This is a genomic window from Sulfitobacter sp. (genome assembly GCF_036960155.1).
Lineage (GTDB): Bacteria > Pseudomonadota > Alphaproteobacteria > Rhodobacterales > Rhodobacteraceae > Sulfitobacter.
Genome location: NZ_JBALWB010000016.1, coordinates 66,703 through 90,389 on the forward strand (window position 1 = coordinate 66,703; position 23,687 = coordinate 90,389).

General features: G+C 51.8%; 20 protein-coding genes. 5 read left to right on the forward strand and 15 right to left on the reverse strand.

Annotated features, from left to right (window positions below; all coding sequences use genetic code 11):
* Positions 1 to 23 precede the first annotated feature (23 nt).
* Together groL and V7775_RS21725 are read left to right on the forward strand one after the other, a co-directional pair.
* On the forward strand, positions 24 to 1,655 hold the full coding sequence (gene groL / locus V7775_RS21720) for a chaperonin GroEL (protein ID WP_335754029.1): 1,632 nt from the start codon (positions 24 to 26) through the stop codon (positions 1,653 to 1,655).
* Between the two features lie 155 nt (positions 1,656 to 1,810).
* Positions 1,811 to 2,245 (forward strand): CBS domain-containing protein, encoded by a 435-nt coding sequence (locus V7775_RS21725; RefSeq protein WP_335754030.1) that lies wholly within the window; start codon positions 1,811 to 1,813, stop codon positions 2,243 to 2,245.
* Between the two features lie 152 nt (positions 2,246 to 2,397).
* Here the strand turns inward: V7775_RS21725 and V7775_RS21730 are convergent, their stop codons facing one another.
* Positions 2,398 to 3,408: an MFS transporter gene (locus tag V7775_RS21730; protein WP_335754031.1), complete on the reverse strand. Its 1,011-nt coding sequence runs from the start codon at positions 3,406 to 3,408 to the stop codon at positions 2,398 to 2,400.
* An 80-nt stretch (positions 3,409 to 3,488) separates the two neighbouring features.
* Between V7775_RS21730 and V7775_RS21735 the strand changes: the two genes are divergently transcribed.
* Positions 3,489 to 4,421, forward strand: coding sequence for an IS5 family transposase (locus V7775_RS21735; RefSeq protein WP_335754032.1), 933 nt, complete (start codon positions 3,489 to 3,491; stop codon positions 4,419 to 4,421).
* Between the two features lie 650 nt (positions 4,422 to 5,071).
* Here V7775_RS21735 and V7775_RS21740 read toward each other — a convergent pair.
* Genes V7775_RS21740 through V7775_RS21775 form a run of 8 tightly spaced genes read right to left on the reverse strand, consistent with a single transcriptional unit; the run spans position 5,072 to position 14,046 of the window.
* Entirely contained in the window at positions 5,072 to 5,701 is a 630-nt protein-coding gene (locus V7775_RS21740) for a glutathione S-transferase (protein WP_335754033.1), read from the reverse strand.
* Between the two features lie 9 nt (positions 5,702 to 5,710).
* A complete protein-coding gene (locus V7775_RS21745) occupies positions 5,711 to 7,420 on the reverse strand; it encodes a Rieske 2Fe-2S domain-containing protein (protein WP_335754034.1) in 1,710 nt (569 codons plus the stop codon).
* Between the two features lie 13 nt (positions 7,421 to 7,433).
* Positions 7,434 to 8,303: an aromatic ring-hydroxylating dioxygenase subunit alpha gene (locus tag V7775_RS21750; RefSeq protein ID WP_335754035.1), complete on the reverse strand. Its 870-nt coding sequence runs from the start codon at positions 8,301 to 8,303 to the stop codon at positions 7,434 to 7,436.
* 18 nt (positions 8,304 to 8,321) lie between these two features.
* Positions 8,322 to 9,251 (reverse strand): ABC transporter permease, encoded by a 930-nt coding sequence (locus V7775_RS21755; RefSeq protein WP_335754036.1) that lies wholly within the window; start codon positions 9,249 to 9,251, stop codon positions 8,322 to 8,324.
* Complete coding sequence (locus V7775_RS21760) at positions 9,244 to 10,350, reverse strand: ABC transporter permease (protein ID WP_335754037.1); 1,107 nt, start codon at positions 10,348 to 10,350, stop codon at positions 9,244 to 9,246. The genes V7775_RS21755 and V7775_RS21760 overlap by 8 nt, the downstream gene beginning before the upstream one ends.
* Positions 10,347 to 11,864 carry an ABC transporter ATP-binding protein gene (locus V7775_RS21765; RefSeq protein WP_335754038.1) on the reverse strand — a complete coding sequence of 506 codons (1,518 nt, stop codon included), beginning with the start codon at positions 11,862 to 11,864 and terminating at the stop codon, positions 10,347 to 10,349. The genes V7775_RS21760 and V7775_RS21765 overlap by 4 nt, the downstream gene beginning before the upstream one ends.
* Before the next feature lie 59 nt (positions 11,865 to 11,923).
* On the reverse strand, positions 11,924 to 12,946 hold the full coding sequence (locus V7775_RS21770) for a BMP family lipoprotein (RefSeq protein WP_335754039.1): 1,023 nt from the start codon (positions 12,944 to 12,946) through the stop codon (positions 11,924 to 11,926).
* 29 nt (positions 12,947 to 12,975) lie between these two features.
* On the reverse strand, positions 12,976 to 14,046 hold the full coding sequence (locus V7775_RS21775) for an aromatic ring-hydroxylating oxygenase subunit alpha (RefSeq protein WP_335754040.1): 1,071 nt from the start codon (positions 14,044 to 14,046) through the stop codon (positions 12,976 to 12,978).
* Positions 14,047 to 14,329: 283 nt separating this feature from the next.
* On the opposite strand from V7775_RS21775, the gene V7775_RS21780 reads away from it, so the two are divergent.
* Positions 14,330 to 15,124 carry an AraC family transcriptional regulator gene (locus V7775_RS21780; RefSeq protein WP_335754041.1) on the forward strand — a complete coding sequence of 265 codons (795 nt, stop codon included), beginning with the start codon at positions 14,330 to 14,332 and terminating at the stop codon, positions 15,122 to 15,124.
* Between the two features lie 938 nt (positions 15,125 to 16,062).
* Here the strand turns inward: V7775_RS21780 and V7775_RS21785 are convergent.
* From V7775_RS21785 to V7775_RS21805, 6 genes are all read right to left on the reverse strand, one after another.
* On the reverse strand, positions 16,063 to 17,028 hold the full coding sequence (locus V7775_RS21785) for an ATP-binding protein (RefSeq protein WP_335754042.1): 966 nt from the start codon (positions 17,026 to 17,028) through the stop codon (positions 16,063 to 16,065).
* Positions 17,025 to 19,187: a hypothetical protein gene (locus V7775_RS21790; RefSeq protein WP_335754043.1), complete on the reverse strand. Its 2,163-nt coding sequence runs from the start codon at positions 19,185 to 19,187 to the stop codon at positions 17,025 to 17,027. Before V7775_RS21790 ends, V7775_RS21785 begins: the two co-directional genes overlap by 4 nt.
* On the reverse strand, positions 19,184 to 19,924 hold the full coding sequence (locus V7775_RS21795) for a hypothetical protein (RefSeq protein WP_335754044.1): 741 nt from the start codon (positions 19,922 to 19,924) through the stop codon (positions 19,184 to 19,186). Before V7775_RS21795 ends, V7775_RS21790 begins: the two co-directional genes overlap by 4 nt.
* 737 nt (positions 19,925 to 20,661) lie before the next feature.
* Complete coding sequence (locus tag V7775_RS24890; protein WP_443070155.1) at positions 20,662 to 20,847, reverse strand: transposase; 186 nt, start codon at positions 20,845 to 20,847, stop codon at positions 20,662 to 20,664.
* Positions 20,848 to 20,943: 96 nt separating this feature from the next.
* Positions 20,944 to 21,114 (reverse strand): hypothetical protein, encoded by a 171-nt coding sequence (locus V7775_RS21800; RefSeq protein ID WP_335754045.1) that lies wholly within the window; start codon positions 21,112 to 21,114, stop codon positions 20,944 to 20,946.
* A gap of 349 nt (positions 21,115 to 21,463) precedes the next feature.
* Positions 21,464 to 21,898 (reverse strand): hypothetical protein, encoded by a 435-nt coding sequence (locus V7775_RS21805; protein ID WP_335754046.1) that lies wholly within the window; start codon positions 21,896 to 21,898, stop codon positions 21,464 to 21,466.
* Between the two features lie 225 nt (positions 21,899 to 22,123).
* On the opposite strand from V7775_RS21805, the gene V7775_RS21810 reads away from it, so the two are divergent.
* A complete protein-coding gene (locus V7775_RS21810; RefSeq protein ID WP_335754047.1) occupies positions 22,124 to 23,479 on the forward strand; it encodes an FRG domain-containing protein in 1,356 nt (451 codons plus the stop codon).
* Positions 23,480 to 23,687: the final 208 nt, after the last annotated feature.

Sequence of the window (23,687 nt, forward strand, 5' to 3'; positions counted from 1 at the left end):
ATTTTTCAATTAGGAATAACGACATGTCTGCAAAAGACGTCAAATTCGGCACGGACTCCCGTGACCGCATGCTCAAGGGCATCAACACTCTCGCCAACGCCGTAAAGGTCACACTTGGTCCCAAGGGCCGCAATGTGGTCATTGACAAGTCCTTTGGCGCGCCACGCATCACCAAAGACGGCGTCACTGTCGCCAAGGCGATCGAACTCTCAGACCCGTTTGAGAACATGGGCGCGCAGCTGGTCAAAGATGTAGCATCGCGTACAAATGATGAGGCCGGAGACGGCACAACCACCGCGACAGTTTTGGCGCAAGCCATCGTCAAAGAAGGTATGAAAGCCGTAGCTGCGGGTATGAACCCAATGGACCTCAAGCGCGGCATCGACAAGGCCGTAGCCGCAGTCGTGACCGAGGTCAAAGCAATGTCTCGGCCCGTAGGCGATACGGCTGAGATAGCTAAAGTTGGCACCATTTCTGCCAACGGCGAAGCCGCAATCGGTCAACAAATTGCAGACGCAATGGCAAAAGTCGGCAACGAAGGCGTCATCACCGTTGAAGAGAACAAAGGCCTTGAGACAGAGACCGAAGTGGTCGAGGGTATGCAGTTTGATCGCGGATATCTCAGCCCATACTTCGTTACTGATCCTGCCAAGATGACCGCGGACTTGGAAGACTGCGTCATTCTGCTGCACGAGAAGAAGCTGACATCTTTGGCACCGATGGTTCCCTTGCTTGAGGCCGTGATGAAGGCAGACAAACAGCTTTTGGTCATCGCAGAAGATATCGACGGCGAAGCGCTTGCAACGCTGGTGGTGAACAAGTTGCGCGGTGGCCTGAAGGTGGCTGGCGTCAAGGCTCCCGGCTTTGGTGATCGCCGTAAAGCGATGCTACAAGACCTAGCTATCCTCACTGGTGGACAAGTGATTTCCGAGGAACTGGGCATCAAACTGGAAAATGTCACGATGGACATGCTTGGCGATGCCAAGAAGATCAACATCACCAAGGATACAACAACCGTAATAGACGGGGCCGGTGACAAGGCAGCTATCGCAGCTCGTGTGACACAGATCCGTGCGCAGATCGAAGAGACCACCTCTGATTACGACAAAGAAAAACTGCAAGAACGGCTCGCAAAGCTTGCGGGCGGCGTTGCAGTGATCAAAGTTGGAGGTGCGACTGAGATCGAAGTGAAAGAGCGCAAAGACAGGGTCGATGACGCCTTGAACGCAACCCGTGCAGCCGTTGAAGAAGGCGTTGTACCAGGTGGCGGTGTCGCATTGGTGCATGCAGGCAAGATTCTGGAAGGTCTTAAAGGCGACAACGCCGATCAGATGGCTGGTATCGCCATCATTCGCAAGGCACTCCAAGCACCGCTACGCCAGATCGCAGAAAATGCCGGTGTCGATGGATCGGTTGTTGCGGGAAAGATCGTTGAGAACGGCAGCAAGACGTTTGGCTACGACGCGCAGTCAGAGCAATATGGTGATATGCTGAAGGCCGGTGTCCTCGATCCAACCAAGGTAGTCCGTATCGCGCTTGAGTATGCCGCATCGGTTGCGGGCCTGCTCATCACCACCGAGGCGATGGTCGCTGACAAACCGTCCAAAGGTGGCAATGGCATGCCTGACATGGGGGGGATGGGCGGCATGATGTAACCGTCAGCCTTCAGGCCCGCAGGCAAAGGCTTGCGGGCTAACCTACTGGTGGAAGAGTTCTTCAAACAGCACGGCTCTGCTTTGACAATCACGCTCTTACTCCTTCGGTTTGGCGGGAAGTTAACAGTTACAATAATTCACGAAAGAAACTTCAAATGACAATCAAACGATTACTCAAGGATCTGGACCTCCATGTCCGGACCACCAAACCAACGGCTCAAATCGCAACTGCGATCAGCGAACTTGCCCGCGATGACACGTCTGCCCTCGTAGTCACAGACGACAACGAAGGTGTGCTGGGGATTCTATCAAGTAGCGATATTGTCAAATACCTGAACAAAAATAGCGACCTGTCGGATCAAATCACGGTAAGCAGTTTGATGACGAATGACGTGATTTCTTGTGATGCAAAGGAGAATGTGCAGCGGCTAGAGCAGCTCATGACCGAGCACCAAGTTCGACATATTCCAATCACGGACGAGGGCGTCTTATGCGCCGTCGTGAACGTACTGGACCTTGTCAGGTACCGCATGCAGTCTGCTGAAAAGGAAGCTGGTCAGCTTCGGGACTATGTTTCTGGGGTTGTTTGAAGGGCTTTTGGTGTCTCAGAATATTGGCTGGATTTTGTTGCCCTCATCATTTCAGCTCTGATATTGCCTTGGTCGGCCTGACAGAACGACGATATCGTCGAAGGTTTTTTCTAAACTTTGTCGTGCGGCCCTTGATGTCATCGTTTGGGGAATCAAACTTGCGCGATGTCTCCTCCCGACGCGTGACTCTTACGATCACTCGGATACATTTTTGCAGGGCCTTCGATAGAGATACGCGCCTGTCCAAGCCTTGGGTGCAGCTTGTTCGCTAAAACCCAAGCCATGAGTAGCCCTGCACCACCTGCAACGAAGATGCCAGAGATTGGCGAAACCAGTAAGATCAGCCAAGCAGCGCCAGGCGTCAGGATACCCGACACATCTCGGAAGCTGGAATATATTGCGGACATTTCCGTGCGCTCTGATGGCTTGACGGCGAGCAAGAAAGGCAGACCGGCGCACACGTCCAACAAGATCAGGAAAAAGGAACCAGCCATCAAGCAAACAACGGCAATCGGCGGAGAGCCATGTGGCGCGCCAGCCACCAGGAACAAAAGTCCGGAGATCAAGAACCCGATTCTCACGGCCTTCTTGACGGACCTGCGCTGTATGAAACGGAACATCAAAGGTGTAAGGAAAAGTGCGCCATTTGAAATCGAAAGCGCAATCCCGCCCAACTGCTCGCCCAATCCGTTTTCGAGGGCATAAATTGGAAGATACACGACATAGACCCACCATCCGCATGATCGGATCACGGCGAAGGTCCAACCTGTAATCAGACGTGGTTGTTCCGCAAATCTTCGAAAGTAAGCGAAGGGATTAGCGGGCGCTGCCCGGCTCTTGGTGATCAACTTCCCATCTCCAAGGCGCATTACGAGAAAGACGAGAAGCATCGTCAACGCGGCGATGGCTGCGATTAAGAATGGTGCTGGCCGCCACCAACCAAATAAAAACACACCCAACACGGGGCCAACCGTCCATCCCAACGCACTGTAAAAAAGCCGCGATGTTTCGAGCTTTCCCAGCTCAATTTTTGATACATAATCAAGCACATACGCGTTGAAGCATACAAAGGTTGTAACTGTGGCAAAGGTCGTGAACGAAAGCCCCACAACGACTGCAATAGGGGCTTCATAGCACGCGAGTAGCGCTCCGATTGCAAACATTATTGTACAGGCAGGGCTTTGTTGCACAAATCGGGCTCTGTAGGATTCACTGCGTGAATCCAGCGTGATAGCTGGCGGACATGAGCAGTTGGACACCTACGAAGTACAAGACCCGGAACTGGGCAGAGTATAACCTTTCACTGAAGAAGCGGGGATCGCTTTCGATCTGGTTTGATCCAGAGATGGCGTGGGAGGCCGCACCTTCAGGGCGGCGGGGACGCCAACAATCCTACAGCGATGCGGCGATACAAGCCTGCCTGACCCTCAAAGTGTTGTTTGGATTGCCGTTGAGGCAGACGACAGGGTTTGTTGCGAGCCTTCTCAAGCTTGTCGGATTGGACTGGTCTGTCCCAGACTTCAGCACTCTATGTCGCCGTCAGAAGGCATTGTCCGTCGCGATCCCATACAAGGGCTCAGCCGGACCGCTGCACCTGCTGATAGATAGCACGGGCATCAAAGCTGAAGGCGAGGGAGAATGGAACGTCCGCAAGCACGGCGGCCCCAAACGCCGCCTGTGGCGTAAGATACATATAGGGATTGATGAACAAACACTGGAGATACGAGCAATTGAGGTCACAAGCAGCAGTATCGGGGATGCGCCCATTCTGCCAGATCTGCTCAACCAAATTCCACCGGACCAAGAACTCGGCCGCGTTACAGCCGACGGAGCATACGACACACGCAAATGTCACGATACGATTGCTGCCCGAGATGCCCATGCCGTCATACCGCCGCGCAAGAATGTCAAATTATGGAAGCCCGACACCCCCGGGGCCAGAGCGCGCAACGAAGCGGTGAGAGCCTCAAAGTATCTAGGCCGCGCACTGTGGCGACAGGTGACCGGATACCACCGCAGAAGCCGCGTCGAAACCAAGATGCATTGTGTGAAATTACTCGGTCAGCGCCTCTCAGCGCGCGACTTTGATCGCCAGGTTGCGGAGATCCAAATCCGCGCTGCGATCCTAAACGGCTTCACAGCGCTTGGCATACCAAGTACCGTGGCTGTAGGCTAAATCCGTCTGGGGTAAGGGGGAGATCGGCCTCAGACCGATTTGTGCAACAAAGCCGCCAGCTTGCTTGAACAGTACTCTATACTCGTCAGATGGCATTGCACCCCCCCCCACGAAAATCGTGTTGAAGTATGTCCAAAATTTGAAGTCGGGCGCAACAGTCCTTAGAGAAGGTTTGCCAACCCACCTCATATAGCCGACATTCATTCACAACGCAGCATCAGTCAAAGTGGGCTCTTTGCCGACTTTCGCTGCGTTTGCACACGAAATCAACGCTAAATGGGACGGTGAGAGTCCGCTCAGCGGACTTAGCGAGCCTTCGCCGCAGGTGCGCCAATGGCCGCTTTTGGTAGGGTTTCTTCTAATTAACCCGAGGCCAGAGTGTCATGGGAAAGGGACACTTGCGACTACAGATGCCTCCCTGCAACAAGGCTCTGGCCATGGGGATTTCTGTCGGTCATGTACAACCTCACGTGTTGGTCTGTGATGAATTTAAAGGGCAATCAGGGCCTCCGTTTCAAACGAAACTCCCAACAATTACCCACTCACAACGCCCAATACTCAAACCAAAAATAGATCCTTGTCCGGTGAACACTGCCCTGACACATAGATCACAACGTTGAAGAGCTTGATCTGCTTGAAGGCGGATCGTTTCATGCCGCTTTGCTCGTTGGGAAGACGCCCGGCATCGGTAAAAAACCATCGATGCGTTTTATCCGATCGCACCAACGCCGGATCGCTGGGTAGTCCTGTCTTGATATCCCACCTTCTTCTGAAAGTGCGACGTAAGGGAAACAGGCGATGTCTGCGATGGTCGGATGCGCAGCAGGGACAAGCCAGTCGTGTCCGCGCTGTTCAGCAAACCACAAGTGCTCATCCAAACTGCGAAACACTTTCTTGGCCCCCGCACGCGCCGTGTCGATATTGAGATCATAGAAAAACGTATCATGCAGGCGCGCAGCCGATGCGGTCTTTGTGATCTCGTCTGCAACGTGTATCCATTTAGAAATATCCCCGCGCAAGTTCTGAGGATGCCACTTTTGTGAAGCATCGTACTGGGCGGCAAGGTGAGACAATATTACGTCTGATCCGCTCAGAACCTGTCCGGCGTCTTCAAGGATCGGCAATTGCCCCAGTGGATTTAGCGCCAAGAACGCTTCTGATTTATGCTCGCGCCCGGGATAAAAATCGACCGTTTGAGTGTCGAAACTCTTGTTAAGGATACTCAGGAAAAGACGAATTTTATAACAATTCCCTGACAGTTCGTAGTCATACAATCTCATTTTTTTCCCTTAAATATCCAAGACAAGGCGGTGTGATTTTGACCTTGATACGCAAGTCACAATTTTTTGGTTTGAGGCGCGTTCGCTTGATGACAAGTAGACATCTTTATGATCGGGTTCGCCGTCAATTACGGTCATCAAACAAGTGCCACACGCACCTTGTTCACAAGAACTTGGGGCTGTAATGCCATTTTCCTGTAAGACCTGTAGAATTGTCTTGCCCGCAGGAACCTGCAACGTCAACGCGGACCTTGCGAGTGCGATTTCAAAGCTCGTGCTGTCATCAATGTCGTTGGTATTCTTGAAGTACTCGAAATGGACAGCACTATCCGGCCAGCCTGCGTTGGCAGCCATACCACGAGCTGCTTCTAACATCGGGCCGGGGCCACAGATATAGACATGTTGGCCCAGTGTGTAGTTGCCAACTATATCGGCGATTGCGCCACCCGTTACCTCTGACGAAAGCCCGATGTATGGTACCACTGATTCACCCAATTCATCCAAAAGGTTGGGGAATGCCAAATCATTTTTTAACCGCACAAACACATGAAGTTCGAATGGTAGGTCTTGGACCTTAAGTGCTTGCGCCATCGCCAACATTGGCGTGAGCCCAATACCTCCGGCGATCAGGATGGTTTTCACCGCATCACGACGTAAGGGAAAGTTGTTGTGTGGCGCAGATATGGCCAAAACGTCTCCCTCTTGAACGTCGTCCTGTAGGCAAATCGATCCGCCGCGCGATGCACTGTCACGCTTGACGCCAATCGTATAGTGATCTGTTTCGCCTGGGCCATTGGTCAGCGAATATTGACGCGACATACCGTTGGGCAGGCTAACGTCTATATGCGAACCGGGGTGTGCCGTCGGAAGTTGGCCGCCAATCGACTCTAGGCGGTATGCAATAACCTGATTGGCGACCTGCCATTTTCGCACAACCTTCGTCCGGAGTTCGACCTTTGGTCCGGCTGGCGCCCTATCTGGCATCTCGGCAAGCTCTTTCGCGACAGGTGCAAATTGCACATCAATTGCGGCGGGCGGAGGCGCCCCAGCAACGGCCAGTTCGATGCGATCTCGTAAAGCCGTCATTGCATCATTATGGTGTTGCATGGCCTCAATTGGATCAGCGGGCGTGGGGGAAAGTAAGCCGCGTAATATTGTTCTTCCCGCGTCAACAGGTTGAATGAACAGGTGCAATCTTGCGTCGCTGGATTGAAAGGTCAGACATTTGCTATCCTGATCGATCACCGCGCCAAATGGATAGTCCCAAGCCATTTTTTTCACCTCACTTGAAGGCGCGGATATCGGCATCGGACGAAGTGCCAGGGGCATCGTGTCATCCAGAGCAACGGGCAAAGTTAGATCTGCCTCGGGGGCAATTGCTGACCAAACAAGACCATGCGCCTCAATGCACTGATAGGTGTTGTTGCAAATTGTGCGCGCTGGCGCATCAGCGGGATGGGCCGGAATATAAGTGCAGCCTGCTGTCCGGTTCGCATAGCGCCAACCGTGGTAAATACACCGAAGTTCGCGTCCTTCGTTCAGACCGATGCTCAGGCGCACGCCGCGGTGCAGGCACCGGTTTTCCCAGACATTGACGTGGCCATCGTCGGCACGCCATACTGCGAGCTCGCGCCCCCATAACTGGCCCTGATACACATGCCGAAGCGGCAGATCACTGCTGGAAGCGATGGGATACCATTGGCTAAAGTCTACATACATCTCATTCTCCTCATCACAACGCTGGAATGACGCCATAGGTCAGCCCCTTTGTTGTCAGCCACCTGCGGTAGGCAATGGCGGATTTATCAGCGCGAATGGGTGTTTCTGCGCGCGTATCAAGGGGCAAGCGCTTGGGACGCTGGTTTTCCAAGATCGACTTGTCCTGTCCGAAAATCACCTGCTGGAAGTAGCGTATCCCCTGATAACTGTTGTCCATATCGATGACACACATCCCTGTGTGCGCACGCGTCCATTCCGGACCCATGGGTTGCAAAAACATATAGATCACGTCCATCCGGCCTTCAGCTTCGTAACCAGGGCTGGATTTGTATAAGAGCGCGCAATTGATGTGTGGGACCCGAAAAACATAGTCAACGTCCGCGCCGGCTTCCGATGCCAAGGATGCCTGTGGTTGATAGAAACGACAGCGGGTCGCCATGATTTCATCGCGGCTTTCGGAGACCTCAACGTCGTATTCTTTGACCTCTGTGTGGGGTTCTTCACCCAGAATGCCTGCATGAACGAAGGGAAAATGCCCCATGTCCAAAAAGTTCTCGATCGCGCGCCCGAAAGAGACATTTACGCCAAAGACCCCCGTCGCTACATTTTGGCGATCCGGTTCATCCAATTCGAAAATGGGAAAAATGTCATCAGGTGGCGTCCCAAGGCACGTCCATAAAAACCCATAGGCGCGTTTCAAAGGAAGGGCACAACTGATATCATCGCGAAGCCACACCGACACGTCGCCTACCGAAGTCATCTGATAGGACACCGGCTGTTCCAACAGCACTGTGTGATGGGTTGCTCCCACCGCGATCTCGTCAAACGAGCTTAGGGGATGCCATTGGTTCAGGATCACCGGATCGTCGCATGCTAGCTTCATAACGCTACCTTTTCTGGATTAGCGAAAATACGGTATGCCAAGTTTGACAGGTTGGTTGGTTTTGCGCCTCAGCCCCATGAGTAACAGGATCGATGCAAGGTAAGGCATAGCGAGGAAAATCTGATGTGGCATATTCAGGCCCAGCACTTGGACATGTGTCCCAATGCTCTCAAGCAAAGCAAATACAAAGACAGCAGCAAGCACGCCGCGTGGCATCCAATTGCCCGCAATGATTGCGACAATCGCAAGCCAGCCACGACCAGCGGTAATATCGGCCAGAAAACGATCCGAGAAACCGAGCATAAGGAAGCCGCCGCCGAGACCCGTCATCGCAGACCCGATCAGTACGGCCATGTATTGCCGACGAACAACGCTGAGGCCTTTAATATCAAGGGCTTTGGGGTTTTCGCCCAAACACCGCAGCTCCAATCCCCAGCGGGTCCGGTAAAGGAGAAACCAGATCATCGGCACAGCGGCAAATGCCAAATAGGTGAGAAGACGTTGATCGAACAGGATCGGCCCAAGATAGGGAATTTGCGACAGCCCTGGAATGGCGACGCTGTTAAAGCCGTCAAAGGTCGGCTGCGCGCGGCCTGCAATGTAGATCCGGAACCAGTAAAGCGTCAGTCCGGCAACCAATAGGTTGATCCCAAGCCCAGAAATAAAATGATCTACCCGCATTGTGACGGTCATAAATGCCGTTACCAGCCCCATCATGACGCCCGACATGACAGCCGCTAAGACCGCCAGCCAGATTGAGCCAGTCGACGTTGCGACAAAATAGGCCGTAAAGGAGCCCATCAACATTGTGCCCTCGACGCCCATGTTCCAGATGCCTGCACGTTGGGTCACCAACTCGCCAATCGCTGCAAAAAGGATTGGCGTCATTATGCGAACCGTACCTGCAAAGATGCTAATCAGGATTGCTTCGGAAAACAGCTCAGTCATTGGTGTTTACCCGCACAATTTTGTAGCGTGCAGCGACCCCTGCAATAAGGAAGGTCAAAAGCAAGATCCCCTCCATGGCGGGAACGATGGCGGCCGGTACCTTAGCCAGCAGCTTCATATACAGCGCACCGGTCTCTAGACCGCCAAAAAGGATACCCGCGATTACAGCCCCCAAAGGACGCAGGCCACCAATCATACCAATGATAATGCCAGTAAATCCGAACCCGTAAAGCGTATCAACGCGGACGCGGTGCGATGTGCCGAAGATTTCGGATACGCCCGCCAGACCTGCAATTGCGCCACTGATTGCCATCACGATGATCATCGTTCGACCGATGTTTGTACCGCGATGCGCGAGCGCCACAGGGTTGAAGCCCATCGCGCGGATTTCGTATCCCAACGGTGTTTTCTCCAACACAACATAGCAAAAGACCGCTGCAATCAGTGCAAAAACAAAGGCGATATGCAATTTGGCGGTGCCGAACAGATAGGGCAGTTGGGCCGCGTCAGGTATCTGGGCGGACTGTTGATAGACGACGGAACTTGACACTTCGGTCCAAGGTCCGCCGCCGATCAGATAACTGAGAAGGAAGACAATGAGATAATTCATCATCACGGTCGAGATAATCTCGTTCACCCCAAAACGCGTTTTCAGAATAGCGGCGATGATCCCCAAACCTGCGCCCGCTATCATGCCTGATAGGATGATCAGGCTGAGGTAAATACCAACCGGAAGGTCTGCAAAAACAAGGCAAGCCAGATAGGCCCCCATTGCCCCAGAATAGACCTGACCTTCTTGTCCGATGCTCCAGACTTGCGCGCGAAACGCAACGATCGTCGCCAAGCCTGTCAGGATCAACGGTGTGGCCTTTGCCAAGCTGGCAATCCATGCCTTTTGGCTGCCAAATGCGCCGTCAAACAGTGTGATGAATGCTTTGAGCACGTCAGCGCCGCTTGTCCAGATCAGCAAAGCTGTCAGGCCCAAACCAAAAAGGGTCGCGATCAGATACATCGCCAATGTCCAACTGGCATTGGGGTTGAGACGCCGCTCAACTTTGATCCGTCTTTGCCCGGTGGGCATGTCATCAATGCTACTCATGCGGCTTGCGCTCCGGTCATGAGCTGCCCGATTTCGGGTACCGAACTGTCCTGTGCATTGACGATACCGACGATCTTACCGTCTGACATGACCACTATTCGGTCACTGATGTTAAGGAGGTCTTCCAGTTCTTCTGATGCAAGCAGGACGGCGTAGCCTTGGTCCCGCTTGGCAATGATTTGGGAATAGACATATTCAATCACCCCAAGATCAAGCCCGCGCGTGGGCTGATTTGCCAGCAATAAGGTGCTGGATTGGCTGAATTCCCGCGCAAGAATGACCTTTTGTGCGTTGCCCCCCGACAGATGATTCACAGGCGTCGCACCAGAAGGGACTTTGATCTGGAAGGCGTCGATCATGGCACCGCCGTTTTCTTTGATCTTAGCTGCGCTCAAAAACGGCCCCGACGTGTAAGCATCATCGCGCTGCCAGCCAAGGATCATGTTTTCCTGCACGCTGAATTCCGGGATTAACCCTTCACGGAAGCGATCATCGGGGATCAGCCCAACACCGCGTTGCATATAGTCTCGGGACTGCATTCCTGTGACTGTCGCACCGTCCAGTGTGATCTCTCCGGCGTCAGGGACAAGGATACCCGACAAGACTTCAAACAGCTCTTTCTGTCCATTGCCAGACACACCGGCAAGGCCCAAAATCTCACCGCTGTGAATCGTCAGTGTGATGTCCGTTAGCGCGCTTTTCCCCGAAGCGGCCACATAAGAGACATTGCGAACCTCTAGGACGGGCTTTTTGACGTCACCCTGGTCAGCAGTATTTGTGCGCGACACACACAAAGCCACGTCGCGGCCCACCATCATCTTTGTCAGCATGTCAGGTGTCGCATCGGCAATCTCGACGGTGCCGACGACAGCGCCCTTGCGCAGAACTGTCACCCGGTCCGCCTGCATGACCTCTGACATTTTGTGACTAATCAGGATAATCGAGATATGGCGCTGGCACATTTGGTCGATAATATGAAACAAACGCTCAGATTCGTCTGGTGTCAAAACAGCTGTTGGCTCGTCCAGAATGAGGATTCTCGCGTCGAGATAGAGCGCTTTGAGGATCTCGACCCATTGCTGCTGCCCAACAGCAAGGTCACGCACATAGGCATCAAGATCAAGATTGATATCATACTGCTGGCAAAGCGCGTCCACGCGTGCGCGTGCGGATTTGAGGTCCAGCTTCCAGCCTTTAGCATGCGTGCCAACGACGATGTTCTCGAGAACTGTAAAGTCAGCAACCAGAACGAAATGCTGATGCACCATCCCAATACCAACGGCGATCGCGTCGCGCGGAGAGTTGAATTTGACCGGACTACCATCGCATTCGATGTGCCCGCCTTCGGGTTGGTAATACCCGAACAGGCAAGACGACAATGTTGATTTACCAGCACCGTTTTCGCCAAACAGGCAATGCACTTCACCGAGCATCAGATCAAAGGTCACCCGATCGTTGGCCACGACACCGGGAAAGCGCTTGGTCAGCTCAACACATTTCAACAGGGGCGACATAGGTGGTATCCTAAACAAACGGGATGCTGCGCCCGCAGATTGGCGCGCGCAGCAAAGGCTTAGTCAGATGTGGGAACAGCCACGTCGAGTTCGACCACAAAAGCGCCAGACATGATGTCTGCTACGGTCTGGTCAAATACCGCTTTGGCCTCCGCAGGAACCTTGTCGGCGAGTTCATAGAACGGAGCGAGCGCAGCACCACCTTCGGACATGCCGCGCCATACGATTTCGGTATTGCCGTCATATGCTGTGCCGTCGGTCTTATATGCCCACCATTCGTCCACGATATAGTTTACATCCGGATCCCAATTCGCCAAGACGCTTGTCAGCACAGTGGTTGGTGAAAACGAATGTTGGTCGGCGAAGTTGGCAAAGCATAGGATCTCGGCTTCTTCGCAGGGCTGGAAATTGGCCGCCAGTGAAAAGATCATATCTGCACCAGTCGCAATCTGGGCCGATGTCATCTCGGCTGCTTTTGCAGGATCATACCAGCTTTCGATAAAGGCCACTTTTTGAATGATATCCGGATTGACCGATCGCGCGCCGTTAAAAAACGCGTTGATCTCGTCATTCACGTCATCAGCGGGAAAGGACCCTACGACGCCAAGCGTGTTTGTTTCGGTCATCTGGCCTGCCAAAACGCCAATCGCGTAGGCAGGTTCATGGACGCGTTTGTAGACCCAATACTGATTTCCACCGAGCCCCTCGTTACCGGAGCCCACAACGACAAAGAGAATATCCGGGAACTCTGCCTGCATCTTTTCGACCTGATCAGAATAGGTCGAGTGCGCCCAAATAATGTCAAATTCACCTGACTCTGCAAACAGGCGCATCGCGTCGCCTGCATCATCACCCCAAAGCGGATCGGTGTATGTCCAGCTGATGTCCAATCCGTGTGGCTTTTCAGTTTTCGTGCGCTCGAACGCTTCAATCAGCGTTCCGTCCCAAGGGGATTCCAAACCCGCGGACAGCACAATCGCAACGTTCAAGTCAGTTGGATTTTCTGCGAGCGCAGTCGTCGCGAGTGCCCCGAAACTGAGGGCAGTGGCCCCCATGAGTGACAGCAATGTACGTTTCTTCATTCTATTCTCCGTGTTGGCTTTTGCAGTTTTTAGCTTGAGAAAGGTGCACCCAGCCCCAAACGGGCCAAAGTGCGTCTGTATTCAACCGACATGCGGTCAGCTGGAATGTGGATTTCATCCTTTAAATCCAGTGGTAAATCTTCGGGCCGCTGGCTTTCGACGATGGCTTTGTCTTCATTATTGACCATCTGGGATTCTTTGATCAGGAAGTCAGCATCAGGTTCGCCCGATGTATCCGTGACGACCTGAAAAATCCGTGTCTCACGCGCTGAAACGGGGCAAACGGTATCGGCAAAGTACTGCGCGTAAGGCCCTTCATCAGGCTTGATAATGATGATTGTCGAAAACGGCAGGGTCAGTTGGTAGGTGTATGTGACATGCCGCTCATGACCTTCGATATCATCGGGAAACCTGTTCCCTTCCTCTAAATAAGGTAGATCAAAGGTCAGCCCATAATCTGTTGCGATGACCTCGTAATTTGGAATGGGGTCACTTTCGTACCCCCCAAATGTCTCTTTGTGTACAAAGGGAAAATGCGCGACATCATTGAAGTTCTCGACATGTCTGCTGGCCGCAGCTGCCCATGTTCCGCTGGGTATATGCAAGTTCTTCAGATTTGGATCGCCAATACCTGGCCAATCAGGCAACGCATGGCTGGGTGTTTCAGAAAGGCATGCCCAAATGATACCATACCGTTCTTCGTTGAGCAGTGATTGCAAACGCATGCGTGGTGGAATGCGCGCGTTTGCGTCTGAAACTGACGGTATTTTCGTGCACGCACCTGAGTGGTCAAAGCAAAGACCATGCATTGGGCAAACGATCCTGTCATCTTTGACCCATCCGCCGCTCAGCCGTGTTCCCCTGTGCGGACAAATGTCTCGCGCAACGCCTATACCGTTCGACGTGCGGTAAATTACCAATTCAACATCAAGAAGCTTGGCAGGCATGGGCTTGTCGGTGACTTCGTGCGCATAGGCCACCGGATGCCAAAACCCTGCCAAGATTGACCAGTCTGTTTCGTTGAAACTGCAGTTGCGGGGCAATGCGGTTGTGTTTTTTGAACTGTCTGTAGGCTGAAACACGTTAATCCTCTTGGCCATTCCGCACCCATGTGAGCGAATTTAGCATGATGATTGTTGATCAAAACCAGCTTAGAAAGGGCACAAAATTGCAAATTATTGCCTCAAACTGATATTTTGTTTAGTTTTCTGAATTACCGCCGTTTTAAAGAGAGATCAGACAGGCCAGCAGCCTATCCAACTGTTTTCTTGTGGCTGAAAGTTTAGGCGCTGGCGCACAAAAAATGGGGTGCTCGCGCACAAAATAGGGAGAATACGAGTGGAACAGCTCATAGCAAATATCAGAGGATTCTCTTTTGGAGGAATGACCTACCCCAAGGGTGGTGTTTTTGGGCCGATCATGCGGCCATACCTCTGCCTGCTTATTGTGGACAGTGGAACCTGCACGCTTCGATGGGGTGATCAGGCGATTGCAGTCAACGCCGGGCAGATCGGTTTGGCCGCTGCACCAAGTCGCTTGGCGTTCCATTATCAAAAAGGCGTCTCCACAACGGCGCATTGGTGTGAAGGCTTTTTGCCGCAACTTCCCGACGGACAATTCCGTGATGCCACGCCGTCTTTTGGTGCGTTGAAAACGCCGGATCGTTCAAATCAGTTGATGACCCTCGGCGTCGACACGGGCTCGGCGTCAGTACAGGATCTGAATGCGATGCGTGACGCGCTTGGCCACGCGCTGTTGCGAAGTTTCCTGTTTGAAGCGCATAAGCACGGAGAAGACCAAGGCGTTCCCGCAAGCATTCGGGCGGCACGTCGCTATATCGAGACTCATTTGGGTGATGAAACTGTCGACATCCAAATGGTCGCCGCACAACTTGGGATCACCGCTGAACATCTGATCCGTGCATTCAAGAAGCACATAGGGACAACGCCCTCAAGGTATCTATGGCGTTTGCGCGCGTCCAAAGCGAGGCATCTCTTGATCCACACACAGCTCAGTCTTTCGCTAGTCGCTTTTGAATGCGGCTACCAGAGTTTGCCGCATTTCTCGCGCAGTATCAAATCCTTGTTTGGCATGACACCCGCTGCCTTAAGGCATGACAAAGGCTTTACCCAGGCAAGTGATACAGACGGTTCGGTTCCCGACTTGGTCTTTCGATAGTATCAGTCGCGACGCGAAGAGGACCACATTAACGTCCCTCAGCTTCTCCAAAATCTGTGAGTTCGCCCGATTGGTCTCACTGCGTCTTGCATGAATGGCCATTTTTTTCGCCGCGTGGCAGGGCAGATGATTATGCAACTGCCGCATTTTTTGTGCTGCAAGCGCGCGCAGGGAGAAAATCAAATTCACAGAATGGGCTCTTTCCCGACTTTCGCTGCGTTTGCACATCGAAAAAACTGGATCGCAGCCCTCAACGTCCGCTTTCTTCAAATTGCCCAATTTAGTTTGCGGGCGCAGCGAAGGCCCACAATCCGTCTAATGTGTTAAACAGCCATGTCCGCTTTAGGCTGGTAGCAGCCATTAGACGCGTTTCACACTAACGGCGGCTTTGGGCCGTTCGCTTCACACTACTACTGACTTTGACGGATTGAAGCCCATTGAGTTGCTTAACCGCTTTCTTGTCACTGCAACCGCGGCCGTCCCTCAAGCATCTCAGCCCGCTCCAGCATTCGAACCACATCCCGTACGGGCACACACATCATCGCGTCTCATTCAATGTTGGCCGAACTTTGCTGACCAATGTTTCGATTGGCTATCCTGGGCAGATGGATCTGATTGATAGTCTGGATCCATTTACCTTTGAATTGGAGGAGTGAGTGACATCATGCCAGACATCCCTTCCTCAATGCCGCGTTTCTCGATTTTGAAGACAGCAGCCTCAATCCGGGCAGCTGGACCATTGAAGTCGGTCTCCGCTGAATGGATCGCACTTTTGAATCCTGGCTATCATAATTTGATCCAATATATGTGAGAATGGCCGGAGCCATGCATGCCAAGGAACGCTTTCTACCATCTTTGCGGCGCTCTTGCAGCTTCTCTACTGCATAGAAATCCGCACGAATGCCTGGGCTCTCCAGATACAGGTATCCCTGATAAAATCAGGTGGGAATAGATGCTCTGTATGGAGCATCTCTGCGAAACACAGTTTCGTATGCTTCATGCGTGAATGGAGTGGCTGCATGGTTCATCTTGGTTTTGTTCACCCACATGGCAACGTAATGATCTCGTTTTAAAGTGGGAGAGTGATCCTTCAACGCCTCCATTACTGCCTTTTTCGTAATGCTGAACACCAGGCCCCATCGAAAAGCCCCCGCTGTCGTCAGCCGATGAATAAAGTCCACAGAGAGCAGGTCATCATCAACCTCAAGTCCCGCCCTCAGAGCATAGTTCTGCACGATCTCACTGACTTGCTGGGCTTCGTTATCGTAGTCGATGTCTTCGAAAGTGACCTGCGTCACCTTTCGCGCAAGTTGTTCAAACTCAGGAACATAACGGTTGAGCTCCGGCACCCCCGAAAGGATCAGCATGAGCGGCCAAGACGTCGACTTCAGGAGTGATTTAAAACAATCCAAGATCTCTTCGACCGCCGTATCTGTTTTGCCCGCCAGGATATGCTGGGTTTCGTCATAATGAATGGCGACGATTCCTTGCAAGCGCGCCTGCTTGGCAACCAGTTTCCAGATCGCAGTTTGAGTGATGCGCGCCTTATCATTAAAATCGAAGTCCATTGCTTCGAGGGTCTTCACTCCCAAGCTCTTCCAACCATCCTTGCGGTCCAAAACACATTTTACCATCTTCGCCGGCTTTCCGGACGGCAACAAAGAACCACTGGCTCCAAATTTAGTAAGAAGCTGGTTCATCTCACGAGACTTCCCTGCTCCGCTTGGACCCGTCAAAACCAAAACCTCAGACTCGAAGTATTCATCGCTTTTGAGGCAACCAAGATGGATGCTGAACATCATTGCAAAATTGGCCTGAAGCGTCTCCGCTCGGCTGAGCGGGAAGTACCGTCCGTTAAAATCCGAAGATGCCTCGACTACCTCCGGAATGATAAAGTCATTCAAAATTTCTGCTCCTTGATTTTTGGGTATTTCGTATCTGTTTTACTGGCATTTTCATCAGCTACCGGAACACTGTCCGTGCGCCTTGTAACAATTTTCTTCGTAGGCCGCTTTGTGATGGATCCCGGCATAACAGTGTTCGTGAAACTGCGGTCAGGCACGTATCCGATTTGCGTAAGGCCCTCCGCCTGCTTCTCGAGTTCAGCCAGCCTCAGGTAGCTCTCGGGAAGGTTCGGGTCGGTATAAAAGCCAGAAAGCTTCGCCCGTGCAGCGCGAGCCTTACTCAGCATGGCATTATTGATCTCCCTCTTTTCCGGGTTTGCCGTTGCAGCAGCCTTCATGACGGCCAAGATTTCTTCCAATGTAAGGTCCTTCATCGCCGTTAAGGTGTTGTCTGCCTTCATGATCTTTGTTGATCCCAGCGGCGAAACGGTGACTTCATGTGGGAAGTCAGGATCCAGGTACACATTTACCTTCTTCGGTTTGCCGTCATGGAACGACAATAATGCACTTGAGTTGAATGGGATTCCCATAAAGTGGATGCCCTCTGAATGTGTTGTGACAGTTTTCTTGATGCCCAAATGAATACGACGTTCTTCAGGGCTTGGCGCTTTGATTTCGCCGTATTGCGCTTTGACCTGTTCCAGCTTTTCAGCCGGCGTCGCACCGAACATCCCGATGCCGCGGTGTTCCATATGCGAATACTCGTCAACGTAATATCGCGTCAGAACGCCCTGCAGATCATTTGGTGTGAGGCGCGTTGCCGCCTTGGGATCGTAGCCAGGCATTTCTCCTGGACCACTGCCGACATAGCCACCTTCAAAATTCAGAACATCCCATTGGAGCCTGCCGAACGGGCGCTCTGCAAATGAATTGTCATTCGAATGATATGTCCTGCCAGTCTGAACCATCATGCCCATGCCTATCTGGGAGGAATAGGTTTTGCCGTTCCGCGTGGCTACACCGTTGTCGGCAGTTGTCAGTAAGAGTGCTGCCGCAGGAGCTGGATCTTGCTTACACCCATACCTCACCTTTTCTTTTGTTTTGTCTCGTGTCGCCATCCGCAAAAGAGCCTGAGTCTGATCAGAATGGGGGCTCTCAGACAGGATCCATGCCAATGGTAACCTCGTCGCCACGTCCATCATGAAGTGCAACCAGACACGCATAACTTCCTCAGGTCCGAGCTCTTTCGAGACTTTTCCCGGATCAATCTCCCTCGCCTTCACTTCCCCTTTCGCATCAACGAAAATCGACAGGTAAGCTTGGTCAGTCGCGGCACGCTCACCGTACATTAGAGCGCGTATGTCTGTAGCACCCCCAGCGTGCTTGTTCTTTGAATGCCGCAGGCCATTCCGACCAATCTCCATAGCAACGTGAGAAAAGTTCGCTATCCAGTTTCGTACGGTAGTGATTGAGGGATACTTGACGCCTCGAAGGCCTTCCAACTCAGGCATTTCAAAAAAATCAGTTGCATCCCTGTAAATCTTGGCAAGGTTTGGCTTCTGCGGTTTCGCAAAGTGCGCCATGACGTATTTTACAAATTTGATTTGCCATTCAGTAAGCTTGCAGGCTTTTTCAGGATCGTGAGATCCTTTCTTATTGTGGCGGTTAATAAGAACCACAGGATTGCGGTTGAAGCTGACATAGTCCCTCAAGCAATTCGCAAGCGTTCTGCCTTTGGGTACAATCGTTGCGGGCTCAGTAGCCGAAGCACGTGTTGGACCAATTTCAACACCTTCAAATAGTCGCTGGTTGCCAGAAATTTCCAGAGCGCGGCTATAGAGAGACTTACGGACAATCAGCTGATCGAGATAACGATGGGTAAGTTTCTGGCCCTCGGCCTCCATTTGTTCCATTGCGAGCATGAGACCTTGCCGCGCACGGGCATTTCTTTGCTCTGCCTCAGGCAGCTGATCCAAGCGGGCGAATCCGCCTGTAAAATCTAGAAGGCGCCTGCGGTCTTCCTTCTCAGAGCGCGTGACGATTTCACAGGTACCGCTCTTGATTGCACTTTCGACACGTTCAAATGTCAGGAGTGTCTGATCACAATCTGCCCCCTCTACAATATACCCGTTCAGGTCTTTCGCCACGACAGACCATGTATGGTTGTCGAGCGTAAGCTCTGTCCCGATCGGGATATGGTAGAGAGGTTTTGATTTCATTCCGCGAGCCAGATCCGGGAATGAACTGAGATAACTGAATGCCTATTCGCGCCCAGTACTCCGCGGGCAATCAAACGCATTGACGCCTGCCACGCATCCGCTGGCGGGATTGGGCATTGAGAAATCAGATCGCTCAACAACCAGTAATTGGTACTGTGGGCGGCCGCCTCTACGACCGCGTCGTCTTCGGGCCGGTTATCCTGAGCAAGATACCAAAGGCGGCGGAGATTATCCCGGTAAGCGCGGGTGTAGTGATCTGCATTCACGACAATCATATCATCTGCAAAGTCTTCGTCCACGCAAGAAGAAATCGCATCGATTTCGGCCTGCGTTTTCCTGGATTTCAAGCCAGTCCCATTTTTAACGTAGACTGCGCGTCGATAGCCATCGTTAAAAGTAAGTCTGAAATCAAAGTTGTGATCCCGATAGCCCCGCTTGTTATGCGCCCAAGGATATCGTATCGCGGGCAACTGAACCTCCAACGCATGGAGATCTGGATCAATAATTGCCTCCAGAGCTACAGAAAACTCACCCTCCGCGTCAAAATGATAAATCTGGCGCACATTGTTTGTTGCCGGTGTCGCAATCGCAAAAGAAACCCGGTGCGCTGAGTTGCTGCGCGTCTGGGGATTCCGTGCTCCTTTAAACGGCCGAACACCAAAAGGCGCTGGCACTTTCAGCGCCGGCCGTTTTTTCGTTTTCACTGGCGTAGGATCCCAGTCCATTGGCATAGTCATAGCTTCTCCTTTGTCGGAATCACGGATCCCGAATTAAATTCAAACTGAATTTCTTGATTTATGTTTTGCAGCGATGGCCCCTCAGAGAAGGGGTGCTGCGTTCAGGGCAGAGCACACCAGCAGCTGATCAATTGCTGCTGGTGTGCTCTGCCCTCAATGTGGGTCGTACTTTTTCATCATAGCCTCCATTTTCATCCTCATTCCTTTCCACACATCGATCGCCTGATCTTCTGGCCTCACATGTCACACAGTAAAAGTATCTCCCTGATTCGAGTCAACATACTGTTTTAGCTTGCGAATTTATAACTTTTCTCCATTTTCCTGCACGTAGCCGAATCCAGCCTCTTGTTAAATCTTGCTTTCAATTGACCAGCAGCTTCAGCTCATGAGAAATAGGTATGCCCCGAAATTTTCGATGAAAGCTCTAATGCAACTCCCCTTGGATTCTATTATCCCTTTTGCTCATCACGGTTGGTATGATCGGTCGTATTGCAGAAGCGCTATTTGATACGGCGCTACCAGATATAGTTATTCAGACTTTCCATTGATGCAGATGCAGTGCCCAATGAGGCCACCACCGGCAAGGACGAGGTCAGTTTGCAGCTTGGCGCGAAGGGCAAAAGCGGTCTTATACCTGAGGCCAATCTTCATCCTGAGCCTCTCAGAGGTCTGCAAATCACGAGCTCGTTCACTTACGTTGGCCAAAATGATCGTCTCAGCAGCGATGAACCAATTCTTCAGTCAAGATGTGCGCCATGACAAATCGTCCCTGAAATAGGAGTGAATTGATGGCGACACTCTTTGCACTGGTATGGTTTTCGCGTTTCGATATTCCCGATATTGCTCGAACCGCATGCACTGCAAATTACCCCCCTGGGCCAGCGGACATCAATTAGGCGCTTCAAACACATTGGCTCGGACATAAAGTACCCGCTCACCCCCTGTTGCGGCAGTGCCTGAAAAAGCTGCTCCCAGTGTTCTGGATGCAAGTCACTGTAATGGGGTGCTGACCCAACCACTCAACGTAACTTCTTGCGATCTTTGGCGACTATGATGCCGGCCTTGCCCAAGATCAAAACAAAGACGCCACCGATCCACCCAGCAACAATCGAATTAATCGCTACAGCAGTACCCATGAGCGCCAGCCCCATGTTTCCAACAAGCAAGGTTAGAGCAATGGCGCTAAGCATGGGGACCACCAGGAGCCGCTGAACCAAGAATGAATACCTGCGAAACTGTCGCCAAATAGCTTTGACGGATGGCTTTGAGCGCTCGAACATATGATAGCCCATTGATGTCATACATACCGCCGGATGCGACGCTACACGTGTTTACCAAGAATACACCGCAGTAAAAACTCGATCAAAGCGTGGCGGAGCCAACCGCCGCACTCTGGGTGCAGCAACTTGTCGGACTGCTATCCCGCCTCACTTCTTCGAGCAAGCCTCATCAAGCTTCAAATTTCGGCGCCCGCCTTTGCTGTAATTGATGGCCTTTAGCTACCATTGTATCCCAGCAATGTTTCTGCAGCCCAACGGGTTACTCAGGAAAAATCCAATCCTTCATGAAGGTTGCAAGCGACGGGCTTACGTTCTGCGCTTGATCTTGACAGGCAACACATCGCGACCCCAAAACTGTGCGCAGATTGTAATGTCGGTTTTTGCACATGCGTCCCGAGAAGAAAAAATCTGTTCCAGCTTTCAGCGCCTTTGGGCGCGTGCGCGGGTATTCCATCCATTCAGGATGCCCTGCAAGCTGCGCACGCCGTTTACGCTGACCTTCTTTGTGATGTTCCGCCATACGTGTTTTATCAACCGCTATGGCACCTATTTCAACAGGTAGTTGGGTGCACCAACTCTGCTGGATACAAGCCGCTCCCGGCCCAGACCTGCCGTTCGTGTGAAACGCGTCTAATGGCAGCTCCCAGCCCATAGCGGACATGCCCGTTTGACACATCGGACGGAAACCGGACATTCGCTTCGCAGGCGATGACCGTCAGCTATCACCGGTATTACCTTTTCACAGGTGTCGAATTTATCCTTTGTCATTAAGAACTTTGTCCACCATATTGGTTTCCACAGCGTCCTCTGTTTTGCAGGGAATTGGAGATGGCAGCTCCTAAATTTCTTTGATATGAGATGGCCGAAAAATAGGGCACGGGCTTAAACCAAGTTTAAATTTGGAACAAAGGTATAAGAATTGAGCAAAAACTTCAATTACATCTCCATAACCGACAAGACCTATATCCAAGATCGTATGGACATATATAAGGGGCGCTTATTCGAGTTCACTCCGGTTGGCATCGAGAAAAAGCTTGAAGGTCTCGGTGAGAAATCAGTGAAATTTCTCAAGAACCTGCCTACTTTCGTTTGCAGTGAGATAGAACCTGATGCAGACGGCGGTTCCATGGTCATAAAATACGGCAGGATCACCGACCTAAGGCCCGATGGTTTGACGGTTTCTATTACCTTCGAGTCGCTGATCGATTTTGCAGAACTGAAATTCGATAGCGTTGAAGACGCCCTTGAAATATTCGATATAGACCACCTCCAGCTCTACCGCGGACACTGGGCGGTACGTGAAGGTGACTCGGTAGATGTGCTGCGCCGATTGGAGGCTTTATTTCCCCAATTTTCTGAAGACATCGCTAACCTCGGAAGGCAACACGAAGTTGATGCACACGTCGAGTTGCCGCTTCGCGAGAAAAATATACTTGGGCCCGCTACCGACGTCGCTTCTTTTCTAAAATTACTCTTCGAAGCTCCTCCCAAGGAAGAAGCTGAGACTTTTTTTCGAGGACATGGCACTGCTAAGTATGAACTTACGCCGTTCCTGCTGAGAAAACATGAGAATGGCGATTGGAAATTCTTGCCTAATGAGCACCGCCTTTGCAAAGAGTTGCTGATCGCACATTATGATGAATTCCAGAATGATCAGTATTGTTTTGATCGCCTTGTGCGTATGCAGCACTTTGAATTGCCAACGCGGATGCTCGATATTACTGGAAATCCGTTGGTGTCGCTGTTTTTTGCTTGCTCGAGCCATCCTGAAGATGACGGTGAAGTTATAATATTTCAGGTTACTTCTGATGCTGTAAAATACTACGATTCGGATACTGTTAGTTGTCTGTCTAACCTTTCTAACTTGACGTACGAACAGAAGAACGCAATCGACGTCCGCCTCGAACTTGAAGAGTTTAATGACACTGAAACCGTCATAAAACTGCTTCACCATATCAAGTCAGAAAAGGGATTTTTTGAAGGACGAATTATCCCAAGCGATCTTAGTTCAATCGTCTGCGTGAAGGCGAAACTCACCAATTCGCGTATCAAATCGCAATCCGGCGCATTCCTATTGTTTGGGCACGAAGCTAAGTTACCGGATGCCGGGCAGAAAGGGATCAAGATCAGCCGCATCACGGTTAAAGCGGAAGAAAAGACAAAAATCCTCGCTGAACTTGATCTGATCAACATCAACGATGCAACTGTCTATCCCAGCATGGGTCAGACGGCAGATCATCTGAGGGAACAGTACCAATCCAAGATCAAGACATAGGGCATGAGAGCAGCCGGAAGAAAACGTTGTTAAAGGCTTGATGAAAATCTTCAGCAGACCTTCGCATTAGGGGACACTGACGGCAGGTAAGGGCCGTTCATGCGACTTTGCAAAGTACGCTTTCTGCGCATAGCTGCCGTAGATGCAAATGGTGTCTAACGGCAGCTCCCAGCCTATTCTGTTGAAAAACTCACGTTTACTTCTGTGG